The sequence below is a fragment of the Ruegeria sp. O6 genome, from assembly GCF_056535045.1.
Genome location: NZ_JBQERM010000012.1, coordinates 104,371 through 127,772 on the forward strand (window position 1 = coordinate 104,371; position 23,402 = coordinate 127,772).

25 protein-coding genes are annotated in these 23,402 nt (G+C 58.8%); 19 read left to right on the plus strand and 6 right to left on the minus strand.

Annotation, left to right across the window (positions count from 1 at the left end; genetic code table 11):
- Nucleotides 1–21: 21 nt before the first annotated feature.
- Nucleotides 22–360, minus strand: coding sequence for an STAS domain-containing protein (locus ACR0DY_RS15360; protein WP_480484099.1), 339 nt, complete (start codon nt 358–360; stop codon nt 22–24).
- A gap of 101 nt (nt 361–461) precedes the next feature.
- On the opposite strand from ACR0DY_RS15360, the gene ACR0DY_RS15365 reads away from it, so the two are divergent.
- From ACR0DY_RS15365 to rarD, 12 genes are all read left to right on the plus strand, one after another.
- Nucleotides 462–1,634, plus strand: a complete 1,173-nt coding sequence (locus ACR0DY_RS15365) for a thiolase family protein (RefSeq protein WP_480484098.1) — start codon at nt 462–464, stop codon at nt 1,632–1,634.
- A gap of 73 nt (nt 1,635–1,707) precedes the next feature.
- Complete coding sequence (locus tag ACR0DY_RS15370) at nt 1,708–2,163, plus strand: GAF domain-containing protein (RefSeq protein WP_267365668.1); 456 nt, start codon at nt 1,708–1,710, stop codon at nt 2,161–2,163.
- A 100-nt stretch (nt 2,164–2,263) separates the two neighbouring features.
- Nucleotides 2,264–2,782, plus strand: coding sequence for a GNAT family N-acetyltransferase (locus ACR0DY_RS15375; RefSeq protein ID WP_480484097.1), 519 nt, complete (start codon nt 2,264–2,266; stop codon nt 2,780–2,782).
- A 126-nt stretch (nt 2,783–2,908) separates the two neighbouring features.
- Nucleotides 2,909–3,478 (plus strand): helix-turn-helix domain-containing protein, encoded by a 570-nt coding sequence (locus ACR0DY_RS15380; RefSeq protein WP_267365885.1) that lies wholly within the window; start codon nt 2,909–2,911, stop codon nt 3,476–3,478.
- Nucleotides 3,478–4,101 carry a LysE family translocator gene (locus tag ACR0DY_RS15385; RefSeq protein WP_480898623.1) on the plus strand — a complete coding sequence of 208 codons (624 nt, stop codon included), beginning with the start codon at nt 3,478–3,480 and terminating at the stop codon, nt 4,099–4,101. Before ACR0DY_RS15380 ends, ACR0DY_RS15385 begins: the two co-directional genes overlap by 1 nt.
- A 4-nt stretch (nt 4,102–4,105) precedes the next feature.
- On the plus strand, nt 4,106–4,486 hold the full coding sequence (locus ACR0DY_RS15390) for a GFA family protein (RefSeq protein WP_267365883.1): 381 nt from the start codon (nt 4,106–4,108) through the stop codon (nt 4,484–4,486).
- 16 nt (nt 4,487–4,502) lie between these two features.
- Complete coding sequence (locus tag ACR0DY_RS15395) at nt 4,503–6,956, plus strand: GcvT family protein (RefSeq protein WP_209598332.1); 2,454 nt, start codon at nt 4,503–4,505, stop codon at nt 6,954–6,956.
- A gap of 14 nt (nt 6,957–6,970) precedes the next feature.
- Nucleotides 6,971–8,005 carry an alcohol dehydrogenase family protein gene (locus ACR0DY_RS15400; RefSeq protein WP_480898642.1) on the plus strand — a complete coding sequence of 345 codons (1,035 nt, stop codon included), beginning with the start codon at nt 6,971–6,973 and terminating at the stop codon, nt 8,003–8,005.
- 11 nt (nt 8,006–8,016) lie between these two features.
- Nucleotides 8,017–8,910: a homocysteine S-methyltransferase family protein gene (locus tag ACR0DY_RS15405; RefSeq protein WP_480898626.1), complete on the plus strand. Its 894-nt coding sequence runs from the start codon at nt 8,017–8,019 to the stop codon at nt 8,908–8,910.
- A 10-nt stretch (nt 8,911–8,920) separates the two neighbouring features.
- Complete coding sequence (locus ACR0DY_RS15410) at nt 8,921–9,895, plus strand: GlxA family transcriptional regulator (protein WP_480898629.1); 975 nt, start codon at nt 8,921–8,923, stop codon at nt 9,893–9,895.
- Nucleotides 9,896–9,984: 89 nt separating this feature from the next.
- Nucleotides 9,985–12,438, plus strand: coding sequence for a GcvT family protein (locus ACR0DY_RS15415; RefSeq protein ID WP_480898632.1), 2,454 nt, complete (start codon nt 9,985–9,987; stop codon nt 12,436–12,438).
- 260 nt (nt 12,439–12,698) lie between these two features.
- Nucleotides 12,699–13,604, plus strand: a complete 906-nt coding sequence (gene rarD, locus ACR0DY_RS15420; protein WP_480506398.1) for an EamA family transporter RarD — start codon at nt 12,699–12,701, stop codon at nt 13,602–13,604.
- On the opposite strand, the gene ACR0DY_RS15425 is transcribed toward rarD, so the two are convergent.
- Nucleotides 13,595–14,308 (minus strand): SGNH/GDSL hydrolase family protein, encoded by a 714-nt coding sequence (locus tag ACR0DY_RS15425; protein WP_480488635.1) that lies wholly within the window; start codon nt 14,306–14,308, stop codon nt 13,595–13,597. The two genes, rarD and ACR0DY_RS15425, sit on opposite strands and share 10 nt — an antisense overlap.
- A gap of 4 nt (nt 14,309–14,312) precedes the next feature.
- Nucleotides 14,313–14,723 (minus strand): nuclear transport factor 2 family protein, encoded by a 411-nt coding sequence (locus ACR0DY_RS15430; RefSeq protein ID WP_480488637.1) that lies wholly within the window; start codon nt 14,721–14,723, stop codon nt 14,313–14,315.
- Between the two features lie 92 nt (nt 14,724–14,815).
- Between ACR0DY_RS15430 and ACR0DY_RS15435 the strand changes: the two genes are divergently transcribed.
- Nucleotides 14,816–15,463 carry an RluA family pseudouridine synthase gene (locus ACR0DY_RS15435; RefSeq protein WP_480488639.1) on the plus strand — a complete coding sequence of 216 codons (648 nt, stop codon included), beginning with the start codon at nt 14,816–14,818 and terminating at the stop codon, nt 15,461–15,463.
- 2 nt (nt 15,464–15,465) lie between these two features.
- On the opposite strand, the gene ACR0DY_RS15440 is transcribed toward ACR0DY_RS15435, so the two are convergent.
- On the minus strand, nt 15,466–15,657 hold the full coding sequence (locus ACR0DY_RS15440) for a hypothetical protein (RefSeq protein ID WP_480488640.1): 192 nt from the start codon (nt 15,655–15,657) through the stop codon (nt 15,466–15,468).
- Nucleotides 15,658–15,761: 104 nt separating this feature from the next.
- Between ACR0DY_RS15440 and ACR0DY_RS15445 the strand changes: the two genes are divergently transcribed.
- The 4 genes from ACR0DY_RS15445 to ACR0DY_RS15460 all read left to right on the plus strand — a co-directional run bounded on the left by ACR0DY_RS15445 (nt 15,762) and on the right by ACR0DY_RS15460 (nt 18,723).
- The gene (locus tag ACR0DY_RS15445; RefSeq protein ID WP_480488642.1) at nt 15,762–16,454 is read left to right on the plus strand and encodes a helix-turn-helix transcriptional regulator; all 693 of its coding nucleotides are present in this window, start codon (nt 15,762–15,764) and stop codon (nt 16,452–16,454) included.
- A gap of 125 nt (nt 16,455–16,579) precedes the next feature.
- Entirely contained in the window at nt 16,580–17,251 is a 672-nt protein-coding gene (locus ACR0DY_RS15450; protein ID WP_209505259.1) for a YiaD family glycine zipper/OmpA-like lipoprotein, read from the plus strand.
- Nucleotides 17,252–17,373: 122 nt separating this feature from the next.
- A complete protein-coding gene (locus tag ACR0DY_RS15455) occupies nt 17,374–17,916 on the plus strand; it encodes an NADPH-dependent FMN reductase (RefSeq protein WP_480488644.1) in 543 nt (180 codons plus the stop codon).
- 15 nt (nt 17,917–17,931) lie between these two features.
- Nucleotides 17,932–18,723 (plus strand): HTD2 family dehydratase, encoded by a 792-nt coding sequence (locus ACR0DY_RS15460; RefSeq protein ID WP_480484085.1) that lies wholly within the window; start codon nt 17,932–17,934, stop codon nt 18,721–18,723.
- Here the strand turns inward: ACR0DY_RS15460 and ACR0DY_RS15465 are convergent.
- A complete protein-coding gene (locus ACR0DY_RS15465) occupies nt 18,715–19,749 on the minus strand; it encodes an NAD(P)/FAD-dependent oxidoreductase (protein ID WP_480484084.1) in 1,035 nt (344 codons plus the stop codon). The genes ACR0DY_RS15460 and ACR0DY_RS15465 overlap by 9 nt on opposite strands.
- A 55-nt stretch (nt 19,750–19,804) precedes the next feature.
- Between ACR0DY_RS15465 and mnmC2 the strand changes: the two genes are divergently transcribed.
- Entirely contained in the window at nt 19,805–20,470 is a 666-nt protein-coding gene (gene mnmC2, locus ACR0DY_RS15470; RefSeq protein ID WP_480484083.1) for a tRNA (5-methylaminomethyl-2-thiouridine)(34)-methyltransferase MnmC2, read from the plus strand.
- The gene (locus ACR0DY_RS15475) at nt 20,467–21,336 is read left to right on the plus strand and encodes a DMT family transporter (RefSeq protein WP_480546573.1); all 870 of its coding nucleotides are present in this window, start codon (nt 20,467–20,469) and stop codon (nt 21,334–21,336) included. Before mnmC2 ends, ACR0DY_RS15475 begins: the two co-directional genes overlap by 4 nt.
- Here the strand turns inward: ACR0DY_RS15475 and ACR0DY_RS15480 are convergent.
- Nucleotides 21,310–23,283, minus strand: coding sequence for a lytic transglycosylase domain-containing protein (locus ACR0DY_RS15480; RefSeq protein ID WP_480546571.1), 1,974 nt, complete (start codon nt 23,281–23,283; stop codon nt 21,310–21,312). The genes ACR0DY_RS15475 and ACR0DY_RS15480 overlap by 27 nt on opposite strands.
- Between the last annotated feature and the right edge of the window lie 119 nt (nt 23,284–23,402).

The window sequence follows — 23,402 nt, forward strand, 5'->3', positions numbered from 1 at the left end:
GTTGTCGCACTCCTGCTGTTGTCACCTGTCTGGTTCCGACAGGGCGTCATCCAGTGTTGCAAACAACCTGAACACGGTATCCATGCGCGTCAGGCGAAAGACCTTTTCCACCACGGGCTGCGGGCCTGCCAGATCAAGCCTTCGGTTCAGCCCCAGTTGTTTCATGGACGCTACGATTGCGCCCAGTCCGCTTGAATCGATGAACTCGACGCCTGAAAGGTCCAGGACAACCCGATCGGCGCAGGCCTCGGTCTCTGCGCGCATGTCTTCTTTGAACTGAATGGCCATCGCAGCGTCGATCCGGTCAGAGTGAACCGTGATAATCTGTGTCGTTCCGTCTGATGTGCTGGTCAGCCCCATGGTCCGGCTGCCTCCAATCTGAAAATGAGTCGTAGAAATACGCTAGACGCGAATTCTTACCATTCGGTATTCAAGGGCCGGACGACAGGAGGATTATCCGGATGAGAGATGTTGTTATTGCAGGTGCTGCCAGAACACCAATGGGTGGTTTTCAGGGCATGTTCGACGGTGTCGCAGCATCCGAGCTTGGCGGCGCAGCGATTCGTGCCGCGTTAAAGCAGGCAGGGGCGCAGACGGTTGACGAGGTGTTGATGGGATGTGTCCTGCCCGCAGGTCAGGGGCAGGCACCGGCGCGCCAGGCGGGTTTCGCGGCGGGTTTAGGCGAGGAGGTTCCTGCCACCACGCTGAACAAGATGTGTGGTTCCGGGATGAAGGCGGCGATGATGGCCTTCGACCAGATCGCATTGGGTCTTGCGGACACAATGGTCGCCGGAGGGATGGAGAGCATGACCAACGCGCCCTACCTGCTGCCGAAAATGCGGGGCGGTGCGCGCATCGGTCATGGTCAGGTGATCGACCACATGTTCCTTGACGGGCTGGAAGACGCCTATGACAAGGGCCGCCTGATGGGAACCTTTGCCGAAGACTGCGCCGAGGCGTATCAGTTCACCCGCGAAGCGCAGGATGAATATGCCTTGAAATCCTTGTCCAACGCACTTTCCGCGCAAGAAAGCGGTGCTTTCGAGGGCGAGATCGTCCCCGTCACAGTGCGCACGCGTAAGGGTGAGGTCGTACAGGTCACTGATGAGCAACCCAAATCCGCCCGTCCCGAGAAAATTCCGACACTGAAACCGGCTTTCCGCAAGGACGGGACAGTGACCGCCGCCAATTCCTCGTCAATATCCGACGGCGCGGCGGCGCTTGTTCTGGCATCGGCTGAGGTGGCAGAAGCGCAAGGATTGACAATTCGGGCCCGGATTCTGGGACATGCCAGCCATGCTCAAGCGCCCGGACTTTTCACGACTGCACCGGTTCCGGCGGCGCAAAAGCTTCTGTCCCGCATCGGTTGGAACAAGGATGATGTCGACCTGTGGGAGGTCAACGAAGCCTTCGCAGTTGTGCCGATGGCTTTCATGCACGAAATGGGATTGCCGCGCGACAAGGTAAACGTAAATGGCGGGGCCTGCGCCTTAGGCCATCCTATTGGCGCATCTGGCGCCCGTATTATGGTCACTTTGTTGAACGCGCTCGAGAAACGAAATCTCAAGCGGGGGGTTGCTGCAATCTGTATCGGCGGCGGTGAAGGAACAGCTATCGCGATCGAACGCATTTGACCCTTCATCTTTTTCGAAATACTCCGGGGGTTCGGGGGCGGCGCCCCCGAGTTTTCCAAGGGGTTCGGGACCTATGACCGTCGATTACAGCGCGCTGGCAAGTACAATTGCAGCATTGACCGAAGGCGAAACCGATCAGGTTGCCCTGATGGCTACCGTTGCTTGCGAGGTCCACTATTCCGACGACCGTTTCGACTGGACCGGGTTTTACCGGGTGACAGAACCGGGCTTGCTTAAAATTGGCCCGTATCAAGGTGGCCATGGCTGCCTCGTCATCCCGTTCGAACGCGGCGTCTGCGGGGCGGCAGCGCGCACCGGCGAAGTGCAACTGGTGCCCGACGTGGACGCGTTTCCGGGTCACATCGCCTGCGCCTCGTCCACCCGATCCGAACTGGTTCTGCCGGTCCGGAACGCATCGGGCGAGCTGATTGCAGTTTTCGACATCGACAGCAATCAACCCGACGCGTTCTCAACCGAAGACGCGGATAACCTGTCCGCGATCCTGTCAAAGACCTTCGCGCAAGCCTGATTGATTTTCGGTCTGTACAAGGTGCGTCTACCGGTTTCCTCTTTTCGATTTCGCTCGGGGTTTGATAAAACAGGAAAGCCCGAACCGTATTGGATTAACCATGGTCCCAGGCCATTTCCGAACTCCGCGCCTCTCGGTTCGCAACTGGAAGGTTGAACTCGCCGATCCGCGATTGCGGGTTCGGCTTGAAGATGATCTTGTCACGCTTCTGACCCCTGAGGTCCTGAAACACCTGCCGCCCCCGATGCAGTTGCAGGGCCGGGAGATTTCGAACTGGATTGATGAAAGACGTGCTGAAAGCGATATTCTGCTTGCGCGCCAAAGCCGCGGTAACCACCTGATCGGCCTCATGGTGTTGGCCATGAGTTCTGACACCGAGGCAATTCCAAGCCTTCACATCGGCTATTTGATTGCTCAAACCGCTTGGGGGAATGGTTACGCCCCCGAGTTGCTGCAAGGCTTGCAGGACGCATTGACGCCTGGGCCTGCCGTGCGTCTCATTGCCGGGGTCGGGCGTGACAATCCAGGTTCAGCCCGCGTTCTGGAAAAAACAGGCTTTACGCTTTGGCCGGAGCGCGCCTCGGACACCGCCGATATTTATGTTTACCATATTAGCTGAGTGACCGAGCCGTCAGGGCATAGCCAATCCGGAATATGGATCCACGTGAAAAAATGCTTGGAAATTTCATGGAATCGAGTCATCGTGAAAAAAGAGGTGAAATTTTCACGAGCGTTGGAGCTATCCTTGAACAGTCAGGCCCCGCAAAGTGCGACACTCGGTGCTGATATCCGCGCGCTGCGCAAGGCGCGAGGATTGACGCTGAGTGATATCGCGATCCGGTTGGACAGGTCTGTGGGCTGGCTCAGCCAGGTTGAGCGTGACATGTCCGAGCCGTCGATCTCGGACCTGAGGCAGATCGCCGAATGCCTTGGCGTCCCCATGTCGATGTTGTTTGCGCATTCGGCGGCACCGGCGGACGAGCAGGGATATGTCGTGCGTGCCGGCTCGCGCCGCCCCATGGGGTCGGGCGAGGAAGGGTTGATCGAAGAGCTGCTCTCGCCGGATCTGACCGATGATTTTGAAATGGTGCATTCCACCTTCAAACCCAACTCGCAGATGCAGACACCGGCCAATCGCCCGACACAGGAAGTCGGATACATGATCTCGGGCAAGCTGGACCTGACAATCGGGGGACGCGCGTTCACGGTTGGGCCGGGTGACAGCTTTCGATTCCGACATGAACCCTATCAATGGGCCAACCCTTATGATGAGCCCGCTGTAGCCATCTGGGTTATCGCCCCGCCGGTTTATTGATGTCGTTCGAGGCCTGGACCATATTCGCGTTGTTCTGGGTGGTTTTCGTGACCACCCCGGGTCCGAACGCGGTCAATTGCATCTCGAACGGGATGAGCCTTCCGTTTCCAAGGGCAATGCTAGGCGTATTGGCTATTCTCACGCAGGCCAGCGCCTTTCTGATCCTGTCTGCGCTGGGTGTGACCGCCCTGATCGCTGCATCGCCGACCGGGTTCTTTGTCGCCAAGTTGATTGGCGCGGGATTTTTAATCTGGTTGGGGATTCGCGGCTGGATGAATGCGACAAGACCCGCACCAGCCTCCGAGCGTCCGGCGCGACATGTCTATCTGCACGCGCTTGCGGTGGCCACGATCAATCCCAAAAGCGTCGCCGGATACCTGGCCGCGTTTTCGCAGTTCGTTCAGCCCGAGGTTCCGATCTGGCAGCAGATGGGGGTTATCATGCCGACCGCGCTGGTCATCACCACACTCAGCTACACCGGCTTTACGGCGCTGGGTGCCTTGATGGGCAGGGCAGCGCTGGGCGCGGTGTTCAATATCTGGGTGCGCCGGATCATGGCGGCCTGTTTTGTCATCTACGGTGTGTTGTTGGGGACCAGCACCACACCCGCAATAAGGGGGTAGTCAGATGCACAAAGGATCCTGCCTTTGCGGCTCGGTCGCGTTCACGATCGACGGAGACCTGTCGCCACCTTCGGTCTGCCATTGCGGACAGTGCCGCAGACAGTCGGGCCATGTCTGGGCTTCGACTTCGACCCATAAGGACAACCTGAGTTTCTCGGCCAGTGACACACTCAGCTGGTATTGCGCGTCTGACATCGCCCGGCGCGGATTTTGCAGCAAATGTGGCTCGTTCCTCTTCTGGCAACACAACCAGGAAGACACGATTTCGATTTCCATGGGCGCGCTGGACGCACCCACAGGTCTTTCGCTCTCGAAGCACATCTTTGTGGCTGACAAGGGCGACTACTACGACATCACGGACGATCTGCCTCAAGAGGCACAGTAACAAGGATCAAAAACGCATGAGTGATTTTCCAACAAAAGCCCGCGTGGTCATAATCGGTGGCGGTGTGGTGGGGGCTTCCTCGCTGTATCACCTTGCCAAGAAAGGCTGGACCGATTGTGTTCTGCTGGAAAAGAACGAACTGACTGCCGGGTCGACCTGGCATGCGGCAGGGAACGTTCCGACCTTTTCGACCTCATGGGCGATCATGAACATGCAGCGCTACTCGACCGAGCTGTATGCGCGTCTGGGCGAGGAAGTCGATTACCCGATGAACTACCACCAGACCGGTTCGATCCGACTGGCGCATTCGAAAGAACGTGTGCAGGAATTCGAGCGCGCCATGGCGATGGGCCGCTATCAGGGGATTCCGATGGAAATGTGGACCCCGGAAGAAGCGAAAGAGCGTTATCCCTTCCTGGAAACGCATGACCTTGAAGGTGTTCTCTACGATCCGACGGATGGCGACATCGATCCGGCGCAGCTGACCCAGGCGCTGGCCAAAGGCGCGCGCGATATGGGGCAGAAGATCATCCGTTTCTGCCCGGCGACTGGCGTGACGCAGCATGATGACGGCACCTGGACCGTGCACACGGACAAAGGCGATATAGCCTGTGACTATGTTGTGAACGCAGCCGGGTACTATGCGCAGCGCGTGGGCGAATGGTTCAAGCCCTTCGGTGGCCGCACCGTTCCGGCAATGGTCATGAGCCACCAGTACCTGCTGACCGATGAAATCCCCGAGATCGAAGCATGGACCAAGCAAAGCGGTGCCAAGCTGCCGCTGCTGCGTGATGTGGATGTCTCGTACTACCTGCGGCAGGAAAAGAACGGCTTCAACCTTGGTCCTTACGAGCCCAACTGCAAGGGCCACTGGATGACCGAAGACGATCCGATGCCGGATGATTTCAGCTTTCAGCTGTGGAATGACGATCTGGACCGCATCGAAGATATCGTCACCGATGCGATGGAGCGGGTGCCGCTGATGGCAACCTCGGGCGTTGGACGCGTCATCAACGGGCCGATCCCCTATGCGCCTGACGGGCTGCCGCTGATCGGCCCGATGCCCGGTGTGAAAAACGCGTTCGAGGCGCATACTTTCACCTTCGGCATCGCGCAGGGCGGTGGCGCAGGCAAGGTTCTGGCCGAGTGGGTCGTTGATGGCGCGACCGAATGGGATATGTGGGCCGTCGATCCGCGCCGCTATACCGATTACACCGATCAGGATTATTGCAACCAGAAAGGCATGGAAGTTTATGGCAACGAATATGCCATGCACTTCCCGCACCATGAATGGCCTGCCGCACGAGACAAGAAGCTGTCGCCCGTGCATGACAAGGTGATCGCGCACGGCGGTGTCATGGGGGCCTATAGCGGCTGGGAACGCGCCAACTGGTTTGCACAGCCCGGCGATGACACCTCGCTGGACGCGACCCATACTTGGGGTCGGTCCGGACCGTGGGAACAGCGGATCAAGGAAGAATGTGAGGCCGTGCGCGATCATTGTGGCGTGTTGGACCTGCCGGGCTTCTCGCGGTTCAAAATACAGGGGCCGGGTGCTGATGAATGGCTGCGCGGTCTGGTTGCAGGGGCATTGCCCAAGATTGGTCGGGTTGGGCTGGTTTACTTCGCAGATGACCGCGGGCGTATCCTGACCGAAATGTCGGTCACGCGCGAGGCCGAAGACCTGTTCGTTCTGGTCACTGCAGCGACCGCGCAATGGCATGACCGTGAATGGCTTGTGCGTCACATACCTGCCGATGCCGAGTTCACGCTGGAAGACTGGACAACGCGGATGAGCACGCTGATCGTTACCGGGCCTCGATCTCGGGACATTCTCAGCAAAGTTACCGAGGCCGATCTGACCTTGCCGTGGCTCAGCTTTCAGGAAAGCGAAATCAAAGGCGGATGGGTCGCTCTGCTGCGTGTCTCATTCGCTGGTGAGCTGGGCTGGGAAGTTCACGCTGAAAATGCGGATATGCCTGCGATCTACGACGCGATCATCGATGCCGGTGCCAAGCCGTTCGGGATGTATGCGCTGAACTCGCTGCGAATCGAAAAGGGGTACCGCGCCTGGAAGGGCGATCTGTCGACCGACTATTCCCTGCTTGAAGGCGGGTTGGAACGGTTCGTCAAGCTGGACAAACCGCAGGACTTCCCGGGCAAGGCCGCAATCCTGAACGAAAAGCAGCAAGGCGTGAAAAAGTCCTTCGTCACCCTGACCGTTGATGCGGGCGATTGTGACGCGCCGTATATGTCCTGCATCTGGCATGGCGATGAGATCGTGGGCGAAACCACATCCGGCGCATGGGGCTACCGTGTTGGTAAATCCATCGCGCTGGGCATGATCCGGGCCGAGCTTGCCAATCCCGGAACTGAGCTAGAGGTCGAAATCTACGGTCAGAAATGCCGCGCTGTTGTAGAGCTGGATCAACCGCTCTGGGATCCCGAGAACGAGCGGTTGCGGGCGTGACGCGTTTGGCGACCATGTCCGGCGTCTATCTGACCGGCCATGGCGGGCCAGAGGCGCTGGAATGGCGCGACGATATCCCAGTCCCGGCCCCTGGGCCGGGGCAGGTGCTTGTTCGGGTCGCCGCGGCAGGTGTCAATAACACGGATATCAACACGCGGATCGGCTGGTATTCATCGAATGTCACCGGCGGGACGGATGCCGTCGATCAGGATGTTGAAGCCGGAGGGTGGGGCGGTGCACTGAACTTTCCCCGCATTCAGGGCGGCGATCTGTGCGGGATCGTTGAAAAGGTCGGGCCAAACACGGGGTTCAAAAAAGGCCAGCGTGTGACTTGTCCGATCAACCTGCCGCGTCCGAGCCCAAGAAACCCTCAGGGCTTTATTGCGCTTGGGTCTGAGATTGATGGGGCCTTTGCCCAACACTGTCTGGTTGAAGCAAATGACCTTTATGACGTAAGTGCATCACCCCTTTCAGACGTGGAAATTGCGGCTATTCCCTGTGCCTTTGGTACTGCCGAAAACCTCCTGACCCGCGCAGGCGTGACGTCTGGGCAAAAAGTTCTGATCACCGGTGCGTCAGGCGGCGTCGGTCTGGCGGCGGTGCAGCTTGCTGCGCTACGCGGTGCATCGGTTTGGGGTGTGACGGCGGCAGCGAAGGCAGAGGTCGTCAAATCCCAAGGCGCGTTGGGCACATTTGGCCGGGATGAGCTGCCACCGCAGGATATGTTCGACGCGGTCATAGATGTGGTTGGCGGGCCCGCATGGGTATCGCTGATCCTTGCCCTGAAACCCGGCGGGCACTACGCCGTTTCTGGGGCGATCGCCGGTCCGATTGTCGAGGCTGATCTGCGGGACATCTATTTGCGCGACATCACCATTCACGGCTGCACGCATCAGGCACCCGAAGTCTTTGGCCGCCTTGTGGAGTTGATGAATACCGGACGGATCAAACCACTGGTTTCCCGAACCTACCCGTTGAAGGATATCACCCGCGCACAGGCTGATTTTCAGGCAAAGACCCTTCCGGGTAAACTCGTACTGCTGCCTTAAGGAGCAAGGACATGACAAAGATCACACTGTTGGACGGTTCAATCGGACAGGAACTGGTCAAACGCAGCGGAGACCGGGCGACGCCGCTATGGTCCACGCGTGTGATGATCGACCACCCTGATCTGGTCAGCGCGGTGCATGGCGACTATTTCCGTTGTGGTGCCACGGTTGCCACCACCAATACCTATGCAGTCCACCGCTCACGCCTGGTGCGGGTGGGGATGGAGGACCAGATGCCCGCCCTTGTCGACACTGCCCTGACACAGGCCGAACGTGCCCGTACTGAGACTGGGGGGCGGATTGCCGGGTCTCTGGGGCCGCTTCTGGCATCTTACCGACCCGACCTGAATCCCGACCCGGCAGAAGCGGCGGAAAAGTTCGCTGAACTTGTGGCCTTGATGGCTGCGCGCGTCGATCTGTTTCTGATCGAGACAGTATCTTCGGTGCAGGAGGCCGAGGGCGCGCTGCGTGGAACGACCGGATGTGGCAAACCAGTCTGGCTGTCATTCACGGTCAATGACGACGATGGCCGTCGCCTCAGGTCCGGCGAACCACTCAGGGATGTCGCGCCTTTGGTAGAAGAGTTTTCGCCTGACGCGCTGCTGATCAATTGTTCGCGCCCCGAAGCGATCCCGGCTGCTCTGGAAATCCTGTCCACTATGAACAAGCCCTATGGTGCTTACGCCAACGGCTTTACACATATTTCAGATGAGTTTCTAAAGGACGCGCCGACAGTGGATGCGTTGGATCAACGCCATGATCTTGGTCCCGATGCCTATGCGGATCACGTCATGCGTTGGGTCGATCAGGGGGCTACGATTGTCGGCGGGTGCTGCGAAATTGGCCCGAACCACATCGAAGCGCTGGCCAAACGGTTGTGTGCTGCCGGGCACGAGATCGTCTAAGGTGACAGCGATGAGGAAAGTTGCTTCTGATTCACCGCAGGCGATACAGCAACATTTCGATATTCTGGTCGCACCCGGATTTGTGCTGCTTGAACTGGCCTCATTGGTCGAGGTTCTCAGGCTGGCAAATCGTGTGTGTCCGAAGCCGCCGTTCACTTTTGCCTATCGGTCGCTCAGAGGTGGCCCGATCTCCAGCAGCAGCGACGCGGTGGTGCAAACGGAACCCGTGCAGAACCAGCCTAAGGCGAATTATCTTTTCGTGATCGGCAATTCTGACCCGGATCACCCGGACTTGTCTTTGGGGCGGGTGGTGTCGGACTATACTTTCCGCGATGCCAAGGTGTTTCTGCTGGCGGAAGCGGCCAGCCGGTATATCGACGAACAGGGTTCAGACGATTTGGCAACCCATTGGGAGAATGCCTCGTTCCTGCGGGAACGCGGGGCCCGGTTTGAAGCCAAGCTGTCGATTGCAACCGAACAGGGCGCTGTTGTGACCTGTGCCGGAATGGAGGCGACAACAGATATCGCGCTGGCAGTGATCGGTCGCCATATCTCAGGGCCTGCAAAGATGACCGTGGCGGACATCATGTTGCATGAAAACATCCGGGATTTCGCCTCGATGCAGCCATTTTCGGGGGTAAAGTTGACCGCGACCGGAGATGTGAAGCTGGATCAGTGCATCAAGCTCATGCAGGCCAATATCGAAGACCCTCTGCCGATCAATCAGATCGTCGAATCGCTGCAACTGTCGAACCGCTCACTCGAGCGTAAGTTCAAAACCTTCTTTGGCACCACGCCCAACGGATTCTATCGCGAAATGCGGCTCGCCAAGGCCAATAACCTGCTTCTGAACACCACTATGAGCGTTCGCGAAATCGGATTGGCCTGTGGTTTTCCGAACGGGTTTTCCTCTGTTTACAAAAGCTTCTTCGGGGTCACGCCTTTTGTCGTTCGGCGGGAAAAGCGGGCCGCGACACATCGGTGAAAAATGCTGATCTTGTGACGTTTTTGGTGCATTTGTTGTCGATCTTCCGTGGCAGTTTACGCCAAACCTGACACAGCGGAGATTTCAGGATGGTTGATCTTCCCAGCAAGGCCCGAGTGGTCATCATCGGTGGCGGCGTCATCGGATGTTCGGTCGCCTATCATCTGACCAAGAAGGGCTGGACCGATGTTGTTCTGCTAGAACGCAAGCAACTGACCAGCGGCACCACCTGGCACGCGGCGGGCCTGATCGGGCAACTGCGCGCGTCTTCCAACATGACCAAACTGGCGCGCTATTCCGCAGAGCTCTATCTGGGCCTTGAGGAAGAGACCGGTGTCGCTACCGGCCTGCGTCAGGTTGGATCCGTTTCGGTCGCCCTGACCAGTGAGCGGTTGGAAGAGCTTCACCGAAATGCGGCAATGGCCCGCGCCTTTGGCGTTCCGGTCGAAGAGCTTTCTCCGACTGAAGTCAAAGAGCGATATGAGCACATCAACCTCGACGGCGTGGCAGGTGGCGTCTGGTTGCCAACCGATGGCCAGGCAGATCCTGCTAATATTGCCTTGGCGTTGGCCAAGGGTGCGCGTCAACGCGGTGGGGTGATCAAGGAACGGGTGAAGGTGACCGGGATTTCCCGGCGCGGACGGCGTGCAACCGGTGTCGACTGGGTCAGTGATGATGGGCAAACCCAAGGGCATATCGCCTGCGATATGGTTGTTAACTGCGCGGGAATGTGGGGACACGAGGTAGGCAAGATGGCTGGCGTGAATGTGCCGCTGCATGCCTGCGAACATTTCTACATCGTCTCTGAACCCATTGAAGGGTTGAGCCAGATGCCGGTTCTGCGGGTGCCAGATGAATGCGCCTACTACAAGGAAGATGCAGGCAAAATGATGCTGGGCGCATTCGAGCCCAATGCCAAACCCTGGGCCATGAACGGTATTCCCGACAGCTTCGAGTTCGACCAATTGCCCGAAGATTTCGACCACTTCGAGCCGATCCTCGAAGCGGCCTGCAACCGGATGCCTATGCTGTCCGAGGCGGGTATTCACACCTTCTTCAACGGCCCTGAATCCTTTACTCCCGACGACGCCTATCACCTGGGTCTGGCGCCTGAGATGGACAATGTCTGGGTCGCGGCCGGGTTCAACTCGATCGGTATCCAGTCCGCCGGTGGCGCGGGCATGTCCCTGGCCGAGTGGATGGATACCGGTGAAAAGCCCTTTGATCTGGGCGATGTTGATATCGGACGGATGCAGCCGTTTCAGGGCAATAAGAAATACCTTTATGAACGCTCAAAAGAAACGTTGGGGCTGCTCTACGCCGACCACTACCCCTATCGCCAAAAAGCTACGGCACGCGGTGTGCGCCGAACCCCGTTCCACCATCACCTGAAAGAACAGGGCGCCGTTTTTGGTGAAATCGCTGGTTGGGAACGGGCCAATTGGTACGCGAATGAAGGGCAGGAGCGCGAATACCAGTACAGCTGGAAGCGCCAGAACTGGTTCGAGAATTCCGCTGCCGAGCACAGAGCCGTGCGCGAGAATGTGGGCATGTATGACATGTCTTCTTTCGGCAAGATTCGCGTGGAAGGCCCTGATGCCAAAAAGTTCATGAACTACATCGGCGGGGGTGACTACTCAGTCCCTATCGGCAAGATCGTCTATACGCAGTTTTTGAACCGCACAGGCGGGATCGAAGCAGACGTCACCGTGACCCGCCTGACCGAAACCGCCTATCTGGTCGTGACCCCCGCAGCCACACGCTTGGCGGATCAGACATGGATGATGCGCCATGTCGGGGATTTCAACGTGGTCATTACAGATGTCACAGCGGGTGAAGGCGTTCTCGCTGTCATGGGTCCAAACGCCCGGGCTCTGCTGGAAAAGGTCTCGCCCAACGATTTCACAAACGCGACCAACCCCTTTGGTACTGCCCAGCAGATCGAGATCGGAATGGGCCTGGCCCGTGCACATCGCGTGACCTATGTGGGTGAGCTTGGGTGGGAAATCTATATTTCCTCAGACATGGCGGGCCACGTCTTTGAGACCCTGTATGAGGCTGGTCAGGACATGGGGCTGAAGCTGTGTGGTATGCACATGATGGACAGCTGCCGGATCGAAAAAGGTTTCCGGCATTTCGGCCACGATATCACCTGTGAGGATCACGTGGTTGATGCTGGTCTTGGCTTTGCCGTCAAGGTGGACAAAGGGTGTGATTTCATCGGGCGTGAGGCGGTGATTGCACGAAAAGAAAGCGGCCCGAAAAGCCGTCTGGTACAGTTCCGTCTGACCGACCCTGAACCGCTGTTGTTCCACAACGAGCCGATCGTGCGTGATGGCGAATATGTCGGCTACCTGAGTTCCGGCAATTACGGTCATAGCCTCGGTGGTGCCGTCGGAATGGGCTATGTCCCGTGCGAAGGTGAAAAGGCCGCAGACGTTCTGGGTTCAACCTATGAGATCGATGTTTGCGGCGTGAAGGTTAAAGCCGAAGCATCGCTTAAACCGATGTATGACCCGAAATCCGAACGGGTGAAGGTCTGACAGACAGGGCAGGGGGCTCTGCCCCCACCGCCCGTGCCGGGCGACTCCCCCGGGATATTTGGAGCCAAGTGAAGCAAGAGATCCGCACTTCATCTGGCCTAAAATATCCCGGAGCGAGAGGCAGAGCCTCGCATTTTTGGGGGCAATAGCTGCGGTCAGCTAACTTATCACAAATCTTTATGTGACACTTCACTGTTTTCAGAGTTTTCAATCCGTTCAGTTCTGCCGTAAACGAAACCGGTATCAACCGGAGACCCTTCGTGACAGCCTCGCCTTTATCACCTCAGAATGAAGACACGCCCAAAGGTCTGGCTTTGGCTGTCACGGCGTATGTCCTGTGGGGATTTCTGCCTCTTTACATGAAGGCGATGGATCACATTGGACCGGTCGAGGTGGTGGCGCATCGGGTTATCTGGTCTGTTCCGGTTGCAGGTTTGCTGCTGGTCGCACTGGGGCGCACCCGGGACTTGAAGGCGGCACTCGGTAATCCCCGGATGTTGGCCATGGCGGCTTTGACGGCGGCGCTGATTTCCGTGAACTGGGCGATCTATGTTTGGGCGATCTCGACGGGGCACGCGCTGGACGCGGCGTTGGGGTATTACATCAACCCGCTGTTCAGTATTGCGTTGGGCGCAATTCTGCTGCGTGAGCCCCTGACACGGACCCAACTGTTCGCGGTGGGGCTTGCCGCGTTGGGCGTTCTTGTACTTGTTCTCGAGGCTGGGCGGTTGCCCTGGGCGGCGCTTGGTTTGATGGTAAGCTGGGGGTTCTACGCGTTTTTCAAACGTTCACTGCCGATAGGACCAAACCAAGGTTTCCTGCTTGAGGTTCTGATCCTTTTGATCCCGGCCTTGGCTTATGTCACCTGGCTGGGCGTGCAAGGCACAGGTCATTTTGGCGTAGCGATGTCTGATACCGTATTGTTGTCCTGCGCCGGTATCGTCACGGCGGTGCCATTGTTGGTCTATGCGAACGGGGCCAAGCTGGTGCGCCTGTCGACAATGGGTATCCTGCAATACATTGCGCCGACTATGATTTTCATTACAGCCATCACTCTGTTCGGTGAGAAGATCGACACCGGACGTATGATCGCATTCCCCCTGATCTGGGTGGCTTTGGTCATTTACTCGATCCCATTGATCCGGCAGGCGCGGGCTCAGGCCTGAAGCAACAGGCGTGCTGCGGCATCTGCCCACAGCGCAAAGGCCCGGGGGCTTGGGTGATAGCCGTCCGGTGCCGCCAGGGCCGGGTCGTCGGGCAGATCAAGCCTCAGGTGCTGCACATGGGGATGGACGGACACAACCTGTTGCAACGCATTATCCAGCCGTGCAGCCTGACGGCCAAGCACCCAGGCCAATGGATGTGGCAGGGCCGGAAACCTGTTCATTTGCGGAACGCCGGTGATGATTATACGCCGCGCCCCCAGTTCGTTTGACAGGATGTTGATAAGCTGCGCCTGGCGATCCGCAAATGTGCGGCAAGAGACGGCGCGGGTGACGTCATTCACCCCCAAAGCCGTGACCACCGCATCGAATTCGCCCTTTATGCCCCTCAGGTGGTCGATCGTATCCAGCGTCGTGTACCCTGTGGTGGCCGCAAGTTGCCACTCGACCGTGTGATGTCTGGCCAGCCGGTCCACAAGCTGCCCCGACAAGGCCTGCGCCTGAGTTCCCGCGCCCACTCCGGCCGCCGAGCTATCGCCGGTGATCAGCAGACGCAGGCGGGGGCCACGCCCTGATCGGCCCTCTCGCGGGCCAGTGGGCTCCGGCAAAAGCCGGGCGTTACGGCGCACCAAAAGGGCTTGCGTGGCCAGAACGGGCAACAAGGGCACACGTAGAACCTGGTCGGGTGCTATCAGGGTGCGCATCATCAGGTCACGTCAGGGCGTTTTTGAATTCCAGAAAACGAGCGTCAGTCATCACGCGCGCCATCATCGCCTCGCGCAAAGCGCCGACTGTTTTGTAAGGGCGCATGGCGACTTCGAAGATTTTGATCAAACCGTCCTCGTTCAGCGTAATGAGGTCAACGCCAATGCCGTCCAGATCTCCAATCTTGCATTGAAACTCCAGCGCCCAATCGTTGCCAGCGCCCATAATCCGGCGATACCGGAAGTCGGAAAAGACCTGCCCGACATGGCCAAGAACGGCAGCCACAGGTGCGCGCCCGGTCCAGGTGCTGAAATAGGTTGGTGGCAGGAACTGCACATCTTCGGCCAGCAGATCGTGGATCAGCGCCTCATCGCCCTTGGCGACAACCTCTTGCAGTCGTTCAATTGTCGGGTGCATGTCCTGTCCTCCTGCGCAGAAGTTCACCGATCATGACCGGGCGCGCAAGGACGACGTTGCGGGAAGAAGCGCGCTGAGATAGGCAGGCCCGCATGAGCGAAACCTATGCCCCCCCACAAACCGCGCTGGACGTGCTGCACGAAGATGCGCAGCTGATTGTGGTGAACAAACCGTCGGGTCTGCTTTCCGTGCCGGGGCGGGGCGATCATCTGGCTGATTGCCTTCTGACACGCGTGCAGGCGGCTTTCCCTCAGGCGTTGCTTGTGCATCGACTGGACCGGGACACATCAGGTGTCATGGTTTTTGCCCAAACACCCCATGCGCAAAGGCATCTGAGTATGCAGTTCGAGAAGCGGCAGACCCGGAAAACCTATATTGCCCGTGTCTGGGGGCGGATGGAGCCAAAGACCGGCACGGTTGACCTGCCGTTGATCGTGGACTGGCCCAACCGGCCCAGACAAATGGTGTGTCATGATACGGGCAAACCTGCGGTCACCGATTGGCGCGTTGTGAAACATGAGGGCGAGACCTCTCGCTTGCGTATGTTTCCCAAAACCGGGCGGTCTCATCAGCTGCGCGTTCATATGCAGGCATTGGGTCACCCGATCCTGGGCGATCCGTTCTATGCAACAGGTGCGGCGAGGGAGTTCCCCAGATTGATGCTGCATTCCGAAGAATTACGCCTGAAGCATCCTGAGGGCGGGCATTCGTTGAAGTTTCGCGCCCAGCCCGATTTCTGATCTCAGGCAATTCTGGCCCACAGCATCTTCAGGTTGCCCAGCGAAATGCGTCTTGTTCGTTTCGTCGAAACCGATTGGCGGCGATGGCTCTCCTGCGCGATCTCACGTTCAATCTCGAAAGCCCGCAGTGTGTGGTCCTGTGACCATTGGCCAAGTTTCAGTGTCATCATGACGTGGTTGTCGAGGTGCGGCATTTCTTGGCTCCTTGTGTGATATCCACCCATTATCGCGCTTCACTACTGACAGCATGTTGTCAGTGGGGTGTGCTAGGGTGTCAGCAGAGTGTCAGGAGAATGCGATGCGCCGTTCGACCCGTTTGTTTGAAATCATCCAGATCTTGCGGGCCGCAAGTGCGCCGGTCACGGCAGAAGCACTGGCCACCCGGCTAGAGGTGTCCATCCGCACCGTCTATCGTGACATTGCCGAATTGCAGGCCCAGCGAACACCCATCGAAGGTGAGGCCGGTGTCGGTTACATGATGCGGCGCGGTTACGATCTGCCGCCTCTGAATTTCGACGCGGAAGAGGTTGAAGCCCTGTGGGTTGGCCTGTCTCTTCTGGCGCGCACCGGCGACAGCCACCTGCAGCGCGCCGCCAGTCGGATCTGTCAGAAGATCGATGCGCTGCATAGCCCGACTGATTGGTTGCAGGTTTCACCCTGGGGGGCTCCGGCGGATGATCCCGAGAAGGGGTGTGTTTCTGTTTCGCATTACCGCGAAGCTATTCGGGCAGAACGGAAAATCCGCATCACTTACGTAGATGGTGAAGGCGAACAAACCATCCGCGTGGTGCGCCCACTGGCGCTGATCTATCACGTCGAATGTACGTTGCTGGCAGGGTGGTGCGAGATGCGAAACGGCTTTCGCCATTTCAGAACCGATCGCATCTGGTCCAGTGAATTCACTGACGAAGGATTTCTGGGGCAAGGTAAATCTTTGCGCGATCTCTGGCAGGAGCAACAGCTCGCGGGCACCTTTGCGGAACCGGTATGAATGGCCTTTGGCGGGTATTCGCCGATTTCACCGCATTGTTGCTTGAGCCTGTGAGCAAGCGCAGTGATATACTGGGTGAAATGGATCAAGCCCGAAGAACGGGTACCGGAGCAGAAGGTGATATCATGACGATTTCAAAGTTTTTCCTGGCGACAGGCTTGTGTTCAATCATGGCCGTGACGGCCTGTACCGATCCGGGCACCCTGACCGTTCAGAACGACCCCAACAAAAACACCAAGCAGGGTGCGGTTCTAGGCGGCCTTATCGGTGCGGGTGTCGGCGCGATTGCCAATAATTCGAACCCGGGTCTTGGGGCGCTGGCCGGTGCCGCCATTGGTGCCACAGGTGGCGGTCTGATCGGCAACCAGTTGGACAAGCAGGCTGCGGAATTGCGTCAGCAACTGGCAAATGACGGGATTACCATCGTCAATGCGGGTGACCGGCTGATCGTGACTGTTCCGAATGACATTACGTTTGACACGGACAGCTCGACCGTGCGCCCGGCGCTGCGGGCGGATCTGGTGAAAGTGGGCCAAAACCTTGTCAACTATCCCAACTCGAACGTGCAGATCATCGGTCATACCGACAGCGATGGTGACGCGTCTTATAATCAGGGATTGTCCGAGCGTCGCGCAAACGCGGTCGCGGATATCCTGCAAGCCAATGGTGTCAGCTACAGCCGTATCAGAACCTACGGTCAGGGTGAAAACAACCCGGTCGCGTCCAACCTGACGCCGCAAGGAAAAGCGCAAAACCGTCGGGTTGAGATTGTTGTGGTCCCCAGCGGAAACGCGTGATCCTGAAACGCAGGCCCGTTCGGGCCCGGCCCCTGTTGCGCAATGACTGTGCGTCAATGGGGGTTTGGTCAGGGCCAATCTCGGTCTAACTATTGGGAAACACTGAAACGGAGTTGTCCCTGATGTCTCAACCGACCCTGCTTGGCCTGTCCGGCTCCCTGCGCAAGGGCGCGACGAACCGCAAACTGCTGCGCGAAGCGGCCCGGTTGTTCGACCCTGTCAGCTATACCGAAGCAGACCTGAACCTGCCGCTTTATGATGGCGATCTGGAGGATGCCGAAGGGATACCGGCACCTGTTCAGATGCTGGCCGACCAGATCGGGCAGGCGGATGCGGTGATCATCTCGACGCCCGAGTACAACAAAGGGCCTTCGGGAGTTCTGAAAAACGCACTGGACTGGGTCAGCCGGACGAAAGGCAATCCATGGGCGAGCAAGCCGGTTGCTGTAATGTCGGCTGCGGGTGGCCGCGCGGGTGGGGAAAGGGCACAGATGATCCTGCGCGCCTGCATGGTGCCCTTTCAGCCCCGCATCTTGCAGGGTCCGGAAATCCACCTCGCCGACAGTTCGAATGAGTTCGACGATCAGGGAAGGTTGTTATCCGAGCGATACGAAAACTCGCTGCACATGCTGATGCAGAAACTCAGGGCCGAGGCCGGTTTCTGAGCTTGGACTGCCCATATGTTGGAACAGCGTCAAAGCGATATCCTTGACCCGGCCCGTGCAGCGTCGTTTCAGGTTGCGTTGGGCTCTGAGCCAACAATTGCCAAAGGCTCAGCTCTGCCGCCATTCTTCCATCAGCTCTATTTCTGGGCGCCGCAACCGCCTGCCGAGCTGGGGCGGGATGGGCATCCCAAGGTGGGTGGCCTGATCCCGGATATGGGATTGCCCCGCAGAATGTGGGCCGGTGGGCAATTGGAATATCATGCACCGCTGATCGCGGGTGTCCCTGCTGACAGGACATCGGTTCTTGAAAACCAAAGCGCAAAAGCGGGCCGGTCCGGCCCGTTGGGTTTTGTCACGTTGCGGCACGAGATACGGCAAGGCGGCCAACTTTGTCTGACAGAATGGCAGGATCTTGTTTATCGTGAAGACCCCGCACCGGGTGTGATGACTCCGGCGCCGCCCCAATCGCGCACGGATGAAACGGATATCCGCGCGGTCGAGTTTAATTCCACCCTGCTGTTTCGCTATTCGGCGCTGACCTTCAACGGCCATCGCATTCACTACGATCTGGACTATGCGCGTGATGTGGAAGGATATGCAGGGCTGGTTGTGCACGGGCCACTTCTGGCGCAGCTTCTGATGCTGTTTGCAGTTGATCTTGGCGGACCACTCAAGTCGTTTTCTTTCCGTGCGACCTCACCGTTGATGCATTTCGAGACTGCCCAGCTGTGCCGGAAAGGTCAGGACATGTGGGTGCGCGGCCCGGACGGGCGGCAATGCATGAAGGCTGTGGCCCTATTACAGTGAGACTTCGGGGCGGAAGTCATCGGGGATCGAATCCCGGTCCTCCAGCATCAGATCGGCCATAACCTCGGCAACTTTCGGAGCCATGCCAAAGCCGATCTTGAAGCCGCCATTGGCGATGAACTGGCCCTGGTGCAATGGATGCAGGCCCAACATCGGGGCGCGGCTTTTGCTGCGGGGACGCACCCCGGCCCAACGTTCGATCACCTCGGCCCCGTGCAAAAGCGGCAGCGCGCGCGTGGCGCGGTCTATGACATCGTCCAAAGCACTGTCTGTGCTGGTCGGGTCGTCATAATCCCGTTCAGACGTTGATCCGATTGCAAGCGTTCCGTCCGCATGTGGCACGATATGGACCGCATCTGCGAATAGCTGTGGCATCTCTCCTGCATCAAAGCGCAACAGGGCGGCCTGGCCTTTGACACCGTTTCCGACGGTTTTTCCGTAGGCGTCGTTCAGTTCCAGTAATCCTGCTAGGCCCGTGGCGTGGACAACCTGTCCTTTATCATCAGCGTTACTGACAACGTGAACGCCCATCACCTCAAGGGCTGCAACCAGAGCGGCGCAGGCCCGCCGGGGATGCATGCGCGCTGTCAGTGTATCGCGGATGACAAAGCCGGTGGGGCTGGGCGGGCACCACGATCCGGCCTGCGATGTGCTGATCACCCGCCACTCTGCCAGCCCCTGCCAAAGTTGATCGGCTGAACCTTCGCGTTGCCGGGCCAGATCAAGGCTGCGGGTGTCAGGAATGGGTTGAAGACGGCCCAGACGGCCATAGCCGGGGGAAACGCCGCCGGTACCCTCGACCTGCTGCCAAAAGGGTTCGGCCATGATCAGGCTGTCGAATTGAAAAGCTTTCTTGGCATTCCAGTTTTCGGGCACATGCGGGGCCAAGGCCCCCACCAGACCGCCACTGGACCCGGAGCCCGGCCCAAAAGGGTCGACAACCTGTACCTTCGCGCCCCGCCGGGCGCAGGTCCAGGCGATGGACAGGCCGAAAATTCCTGCCCCGCGAACCGTCACATCGACCATTGCCAATTCCCTTTTCCTTGTTCAGTGTCGCGCCGCTTAGCTACAGGATTCCCCGATGGCAGACCAGCATGCCGAATTGACGTGGACCGAGGATCATATACCGGTCTCGGACCGTTTCGACGATCCCTATTACTCGTTGCAGAACGGGCTGGAAGAGACGCGCCATGTGTTTCTGGCAGGCAATGGTCTGCCAGAACGCTTTGCGCCGGGGTTTCATATTGCCGAGATGGGCTTTGGCACCGGTCTGAACCTGCTGACGGTTTGGTCTGAATGGGAGAAATCCGGCCAAACAGGCCCGCTTCGGTTCACCAGTTTCGAAGCCTTTCCCATGGCCACGGATGATATGCGTCGCGCGCTTGAGGCCTTCCCCGAGTTACACCCGTGGAGCAGCCGGTTTCTGGCCCATTGGACAGGTCACGCCTGCAATCTTGAAACCCTTCAATGCGAAGTGATCATCGGCGATGCGCGCAACAGCCTGCCGCAATGGGCAGGCATGGCCAACGCCTGGTTCCTTGACGGGTTCTCTCCGGCTAAGAACCCTGAATTGTGGGGGGCAGAGCTGATGCAGCAAGTGGCGGCGCATACTGCCACCGATGGCACGGCAGCCACATATACGGCCGCCGGGTTTGTTCGCCGCGGGCTTCAGGATGCCGGTTTCACCGTCACCCGTACATCCGGCTATGGCCGCAAGCGGCACATGACGCGGGCGCTCAAGGCATGACGCAGAAAAACAATGCAGGTGCGGGTATCGCCCTGATGGTGGGCGCGACGATTGTCTTTGCCTTGCAGGACGGTATCTCACGCCATTTGGCCGGAACCTATAACACCTACATGGTGGTGATGATCCGCTATTGGTTCTTTGCGGCCTTTGTCATTGCACTGGCGGCGCGATCTTCCGGCGGGTTAAGGGCGGCCATGCAGACGAACCAGATGGGGCTTCAAATCCTGCGGGGCCTGCTGCTGGCCACCGAGATCTGCGTCGCCGTGTTCGGTTTCACAGTGCTCGGTCTGATCGACAGTATGGCCGTTTTCATAAGCTATCCCCTGCTTGTCGCCGCGCTGAGTGGTCCGGTTCTGGGTGAAAAGGTTGGATGGCGGCGCTGGGTTGCGATCGGTGTCGGTTGCATTGGTGTTCTGATCATTCTGCAGCCGGGCGTTGGTGTTTTTGATCCTTGGGCCGTCATACCGCTGATCTCGGCGTTTCTGTTTGCGATTTACGGCCTGCTGACGCGCTATGTCGCACGTCAGGACAGCACGGCCACCAGCTTTTTCTGGACCGGCGTTGTTGGTGCCATCGCCATGACCCTTTTTGGAATGTGGTTCTGGGAGCCAATGGCCCGCAGCGACTGGCTGTGGATGGCGTTGCTGTGCGTCAGCGGGGCAACGGGGCACTGGCTGCTGATCAAATGTTATGAGATGGCCGAAGCCAGCGCCGTCCAACCCTTCGCCTATTTCCACCTTGTCTGGAGCGCGATTCTGGGGATTTCGATCTTTGGTGAAAAACTGCGCCCCGAAGTTATCACGGGCGCAGCGATTGTTGTGGCCGCAGGTCTGTTTACCTTATGGCGCGAACGCCGCCAGCGATGATCCGATCAGTTCCTGCGAAAACGGAACCGGCAGGGCGGGCTGCCCCAGACGGGCGCGGTAGACCGGCAGGCTTTCGGTCACGCGCATCACATAATTGCGCGTCTCATTGAACGGAATGGTCTCAATCCAGTCTACGATATCCACCTCACCGGTGCGCGGATCACCATAGCGTTCCATCCACGAGATCGGGCGCTTTGGACCGGCATTGTATCCGGCCGCCATCATGACGACATTCCCGTTGAACTCGGTCGCAAGGCCCGAAAGATAGTTGGCGCCAAGCTTGGCATTGTATTGCCAGTCCGACGTCAACCGACCGGTCTGATGGCCGCTGAGTATCCCCAGTTCTCCAGCCACCAGCTTGGCTGTTGCAGGCATCACTTGCATCAGGCCGCGCGCCCCCGCGCCGCTGACGACAACCGGATCAAATTCGCTTTCGCGCCGCGCGATGGCCAGCGTCATTTCCTTGGCCATTGGCAGACGCATGTCGGCCACCGGATGAACTGGGTAATAGGCCGCAGGCAAAACGGTGCCCGTGGTCGCTGCCCGCTTGGCGATCATCACAGCCAGATGCGGCTGTTTCAGCTCAATCGCAAGGTCGCCCAACTGATTGGCCTGCACAGGGTCAAGACCTTCGACAAGATGGGTCAGGAACCTCTCGGACAAGTTGTCTTCGCCGGCCTTGAGCAACAGCAGCCCGGCTTCCAGAACGCTGGAATCGGCGAACTCAGCCTGACGCCAATGCGGGGCGCGACGCGGATTGGCCAGTTCCTTGTCAAATGGTCGTCCGATCCGTTCCGCCGCCAGCAAACCATAAAAAGAGGTCTGATGATCCGCGCCCATGGCGTAGGCCTCATAGGCTTTGTCTGCGTCCCCAAGCTCGGCGTAAGCCCGCCCCAGCCAATAGCCGCCGCGCCCTTTCGAGATTGGCGATTGCACGGCATCCGAAAAATTCTGGAAGTGTCGCACGGCTGTGGCGGGGTCATTCAGTTTGCGCAGGGCCAGAAACCCGGCCAGCCACTCCAGATCCGCATAGGAATATCCCATTTCGGGGGTCATATGGTGCTTGGCCGCTACGTCATAAGCACGCGCCGCCCGCCCCGATCGCATCTCGAGCCGGGCCAGACGGCGGCGACCCTCGGCCCATTTGTCAGGCTCGCCCAGGGCTTCCGGTCCGCTTGACCGTGCCAGCATCAGGTCGACGGCGCTGTCATCCAGTTCTTTCTTGTCCCGCCAGACAAAACGGTCGAATGCCAGCCCCGGCGTATCTGCCAGCGACTTCGGCACCGCCGCCACCTTGCCGTCTACGCCCGGCTGGCGTTTCTGCAACGCGATTCGCGCTTCGGCCAGCTTGCGCTCATCGGTGCTGACCAAGGGCAGCATCTGTTCTGCGCTGACCAAATGGCCATCCCACAGCATCCGGTCCAGCCGCGCGGCATGGTGCGGCTTCAGCAGTCTGGCAAAGTTCTCCAGATAGTCCTTTTGCAACCCCGACCCCATCGGCATGGTGCGCCAGGCTGTCACGATATCGGCCTCCGCCTCGCCAATGCGCCCTTTGGCCTTAAGGGCCACCGCATAGTTCAGCGCGCCTTCAGCAGTCTGAGGGGGCAAGCCAGCGTAAAACTTCAGAACCCTGTCCGGATCGGCCCCGGTAAAGATTGGCTCACTCTTGCGGCGCAGCCAGTCCAGCCCGGGCCAGTCCGGGCGGCGTTCGAGAAACACCAGCACATCGCCCGAGCTGCCAAATCCCTCACGTAACCAGTGCCAGACGATGACATCGCGCGAGACCGAGCCACGCTGGCCCGATACGCGCAGCGCCACATTCCAGTCGCCCTTGCGCATTTCATACAGCCCAGCGCGCAAATCACCGGCCGCATCCGCGCGTGCGGCTTGCGGTGTCGTCACTGCGTATAGAATCACTCCAGTCAACAGTGCCAGAAAGCGTGTCATCCCTTGCATTTCCCAACCAACCGAGGATAGAGCCTGTGAGGATAAACCCTGCGCCGCCGGGATCAACTCACAAAGCTGGAAACGTGAGTGACCAAGGCGCAAAAACCGCAATATGCACC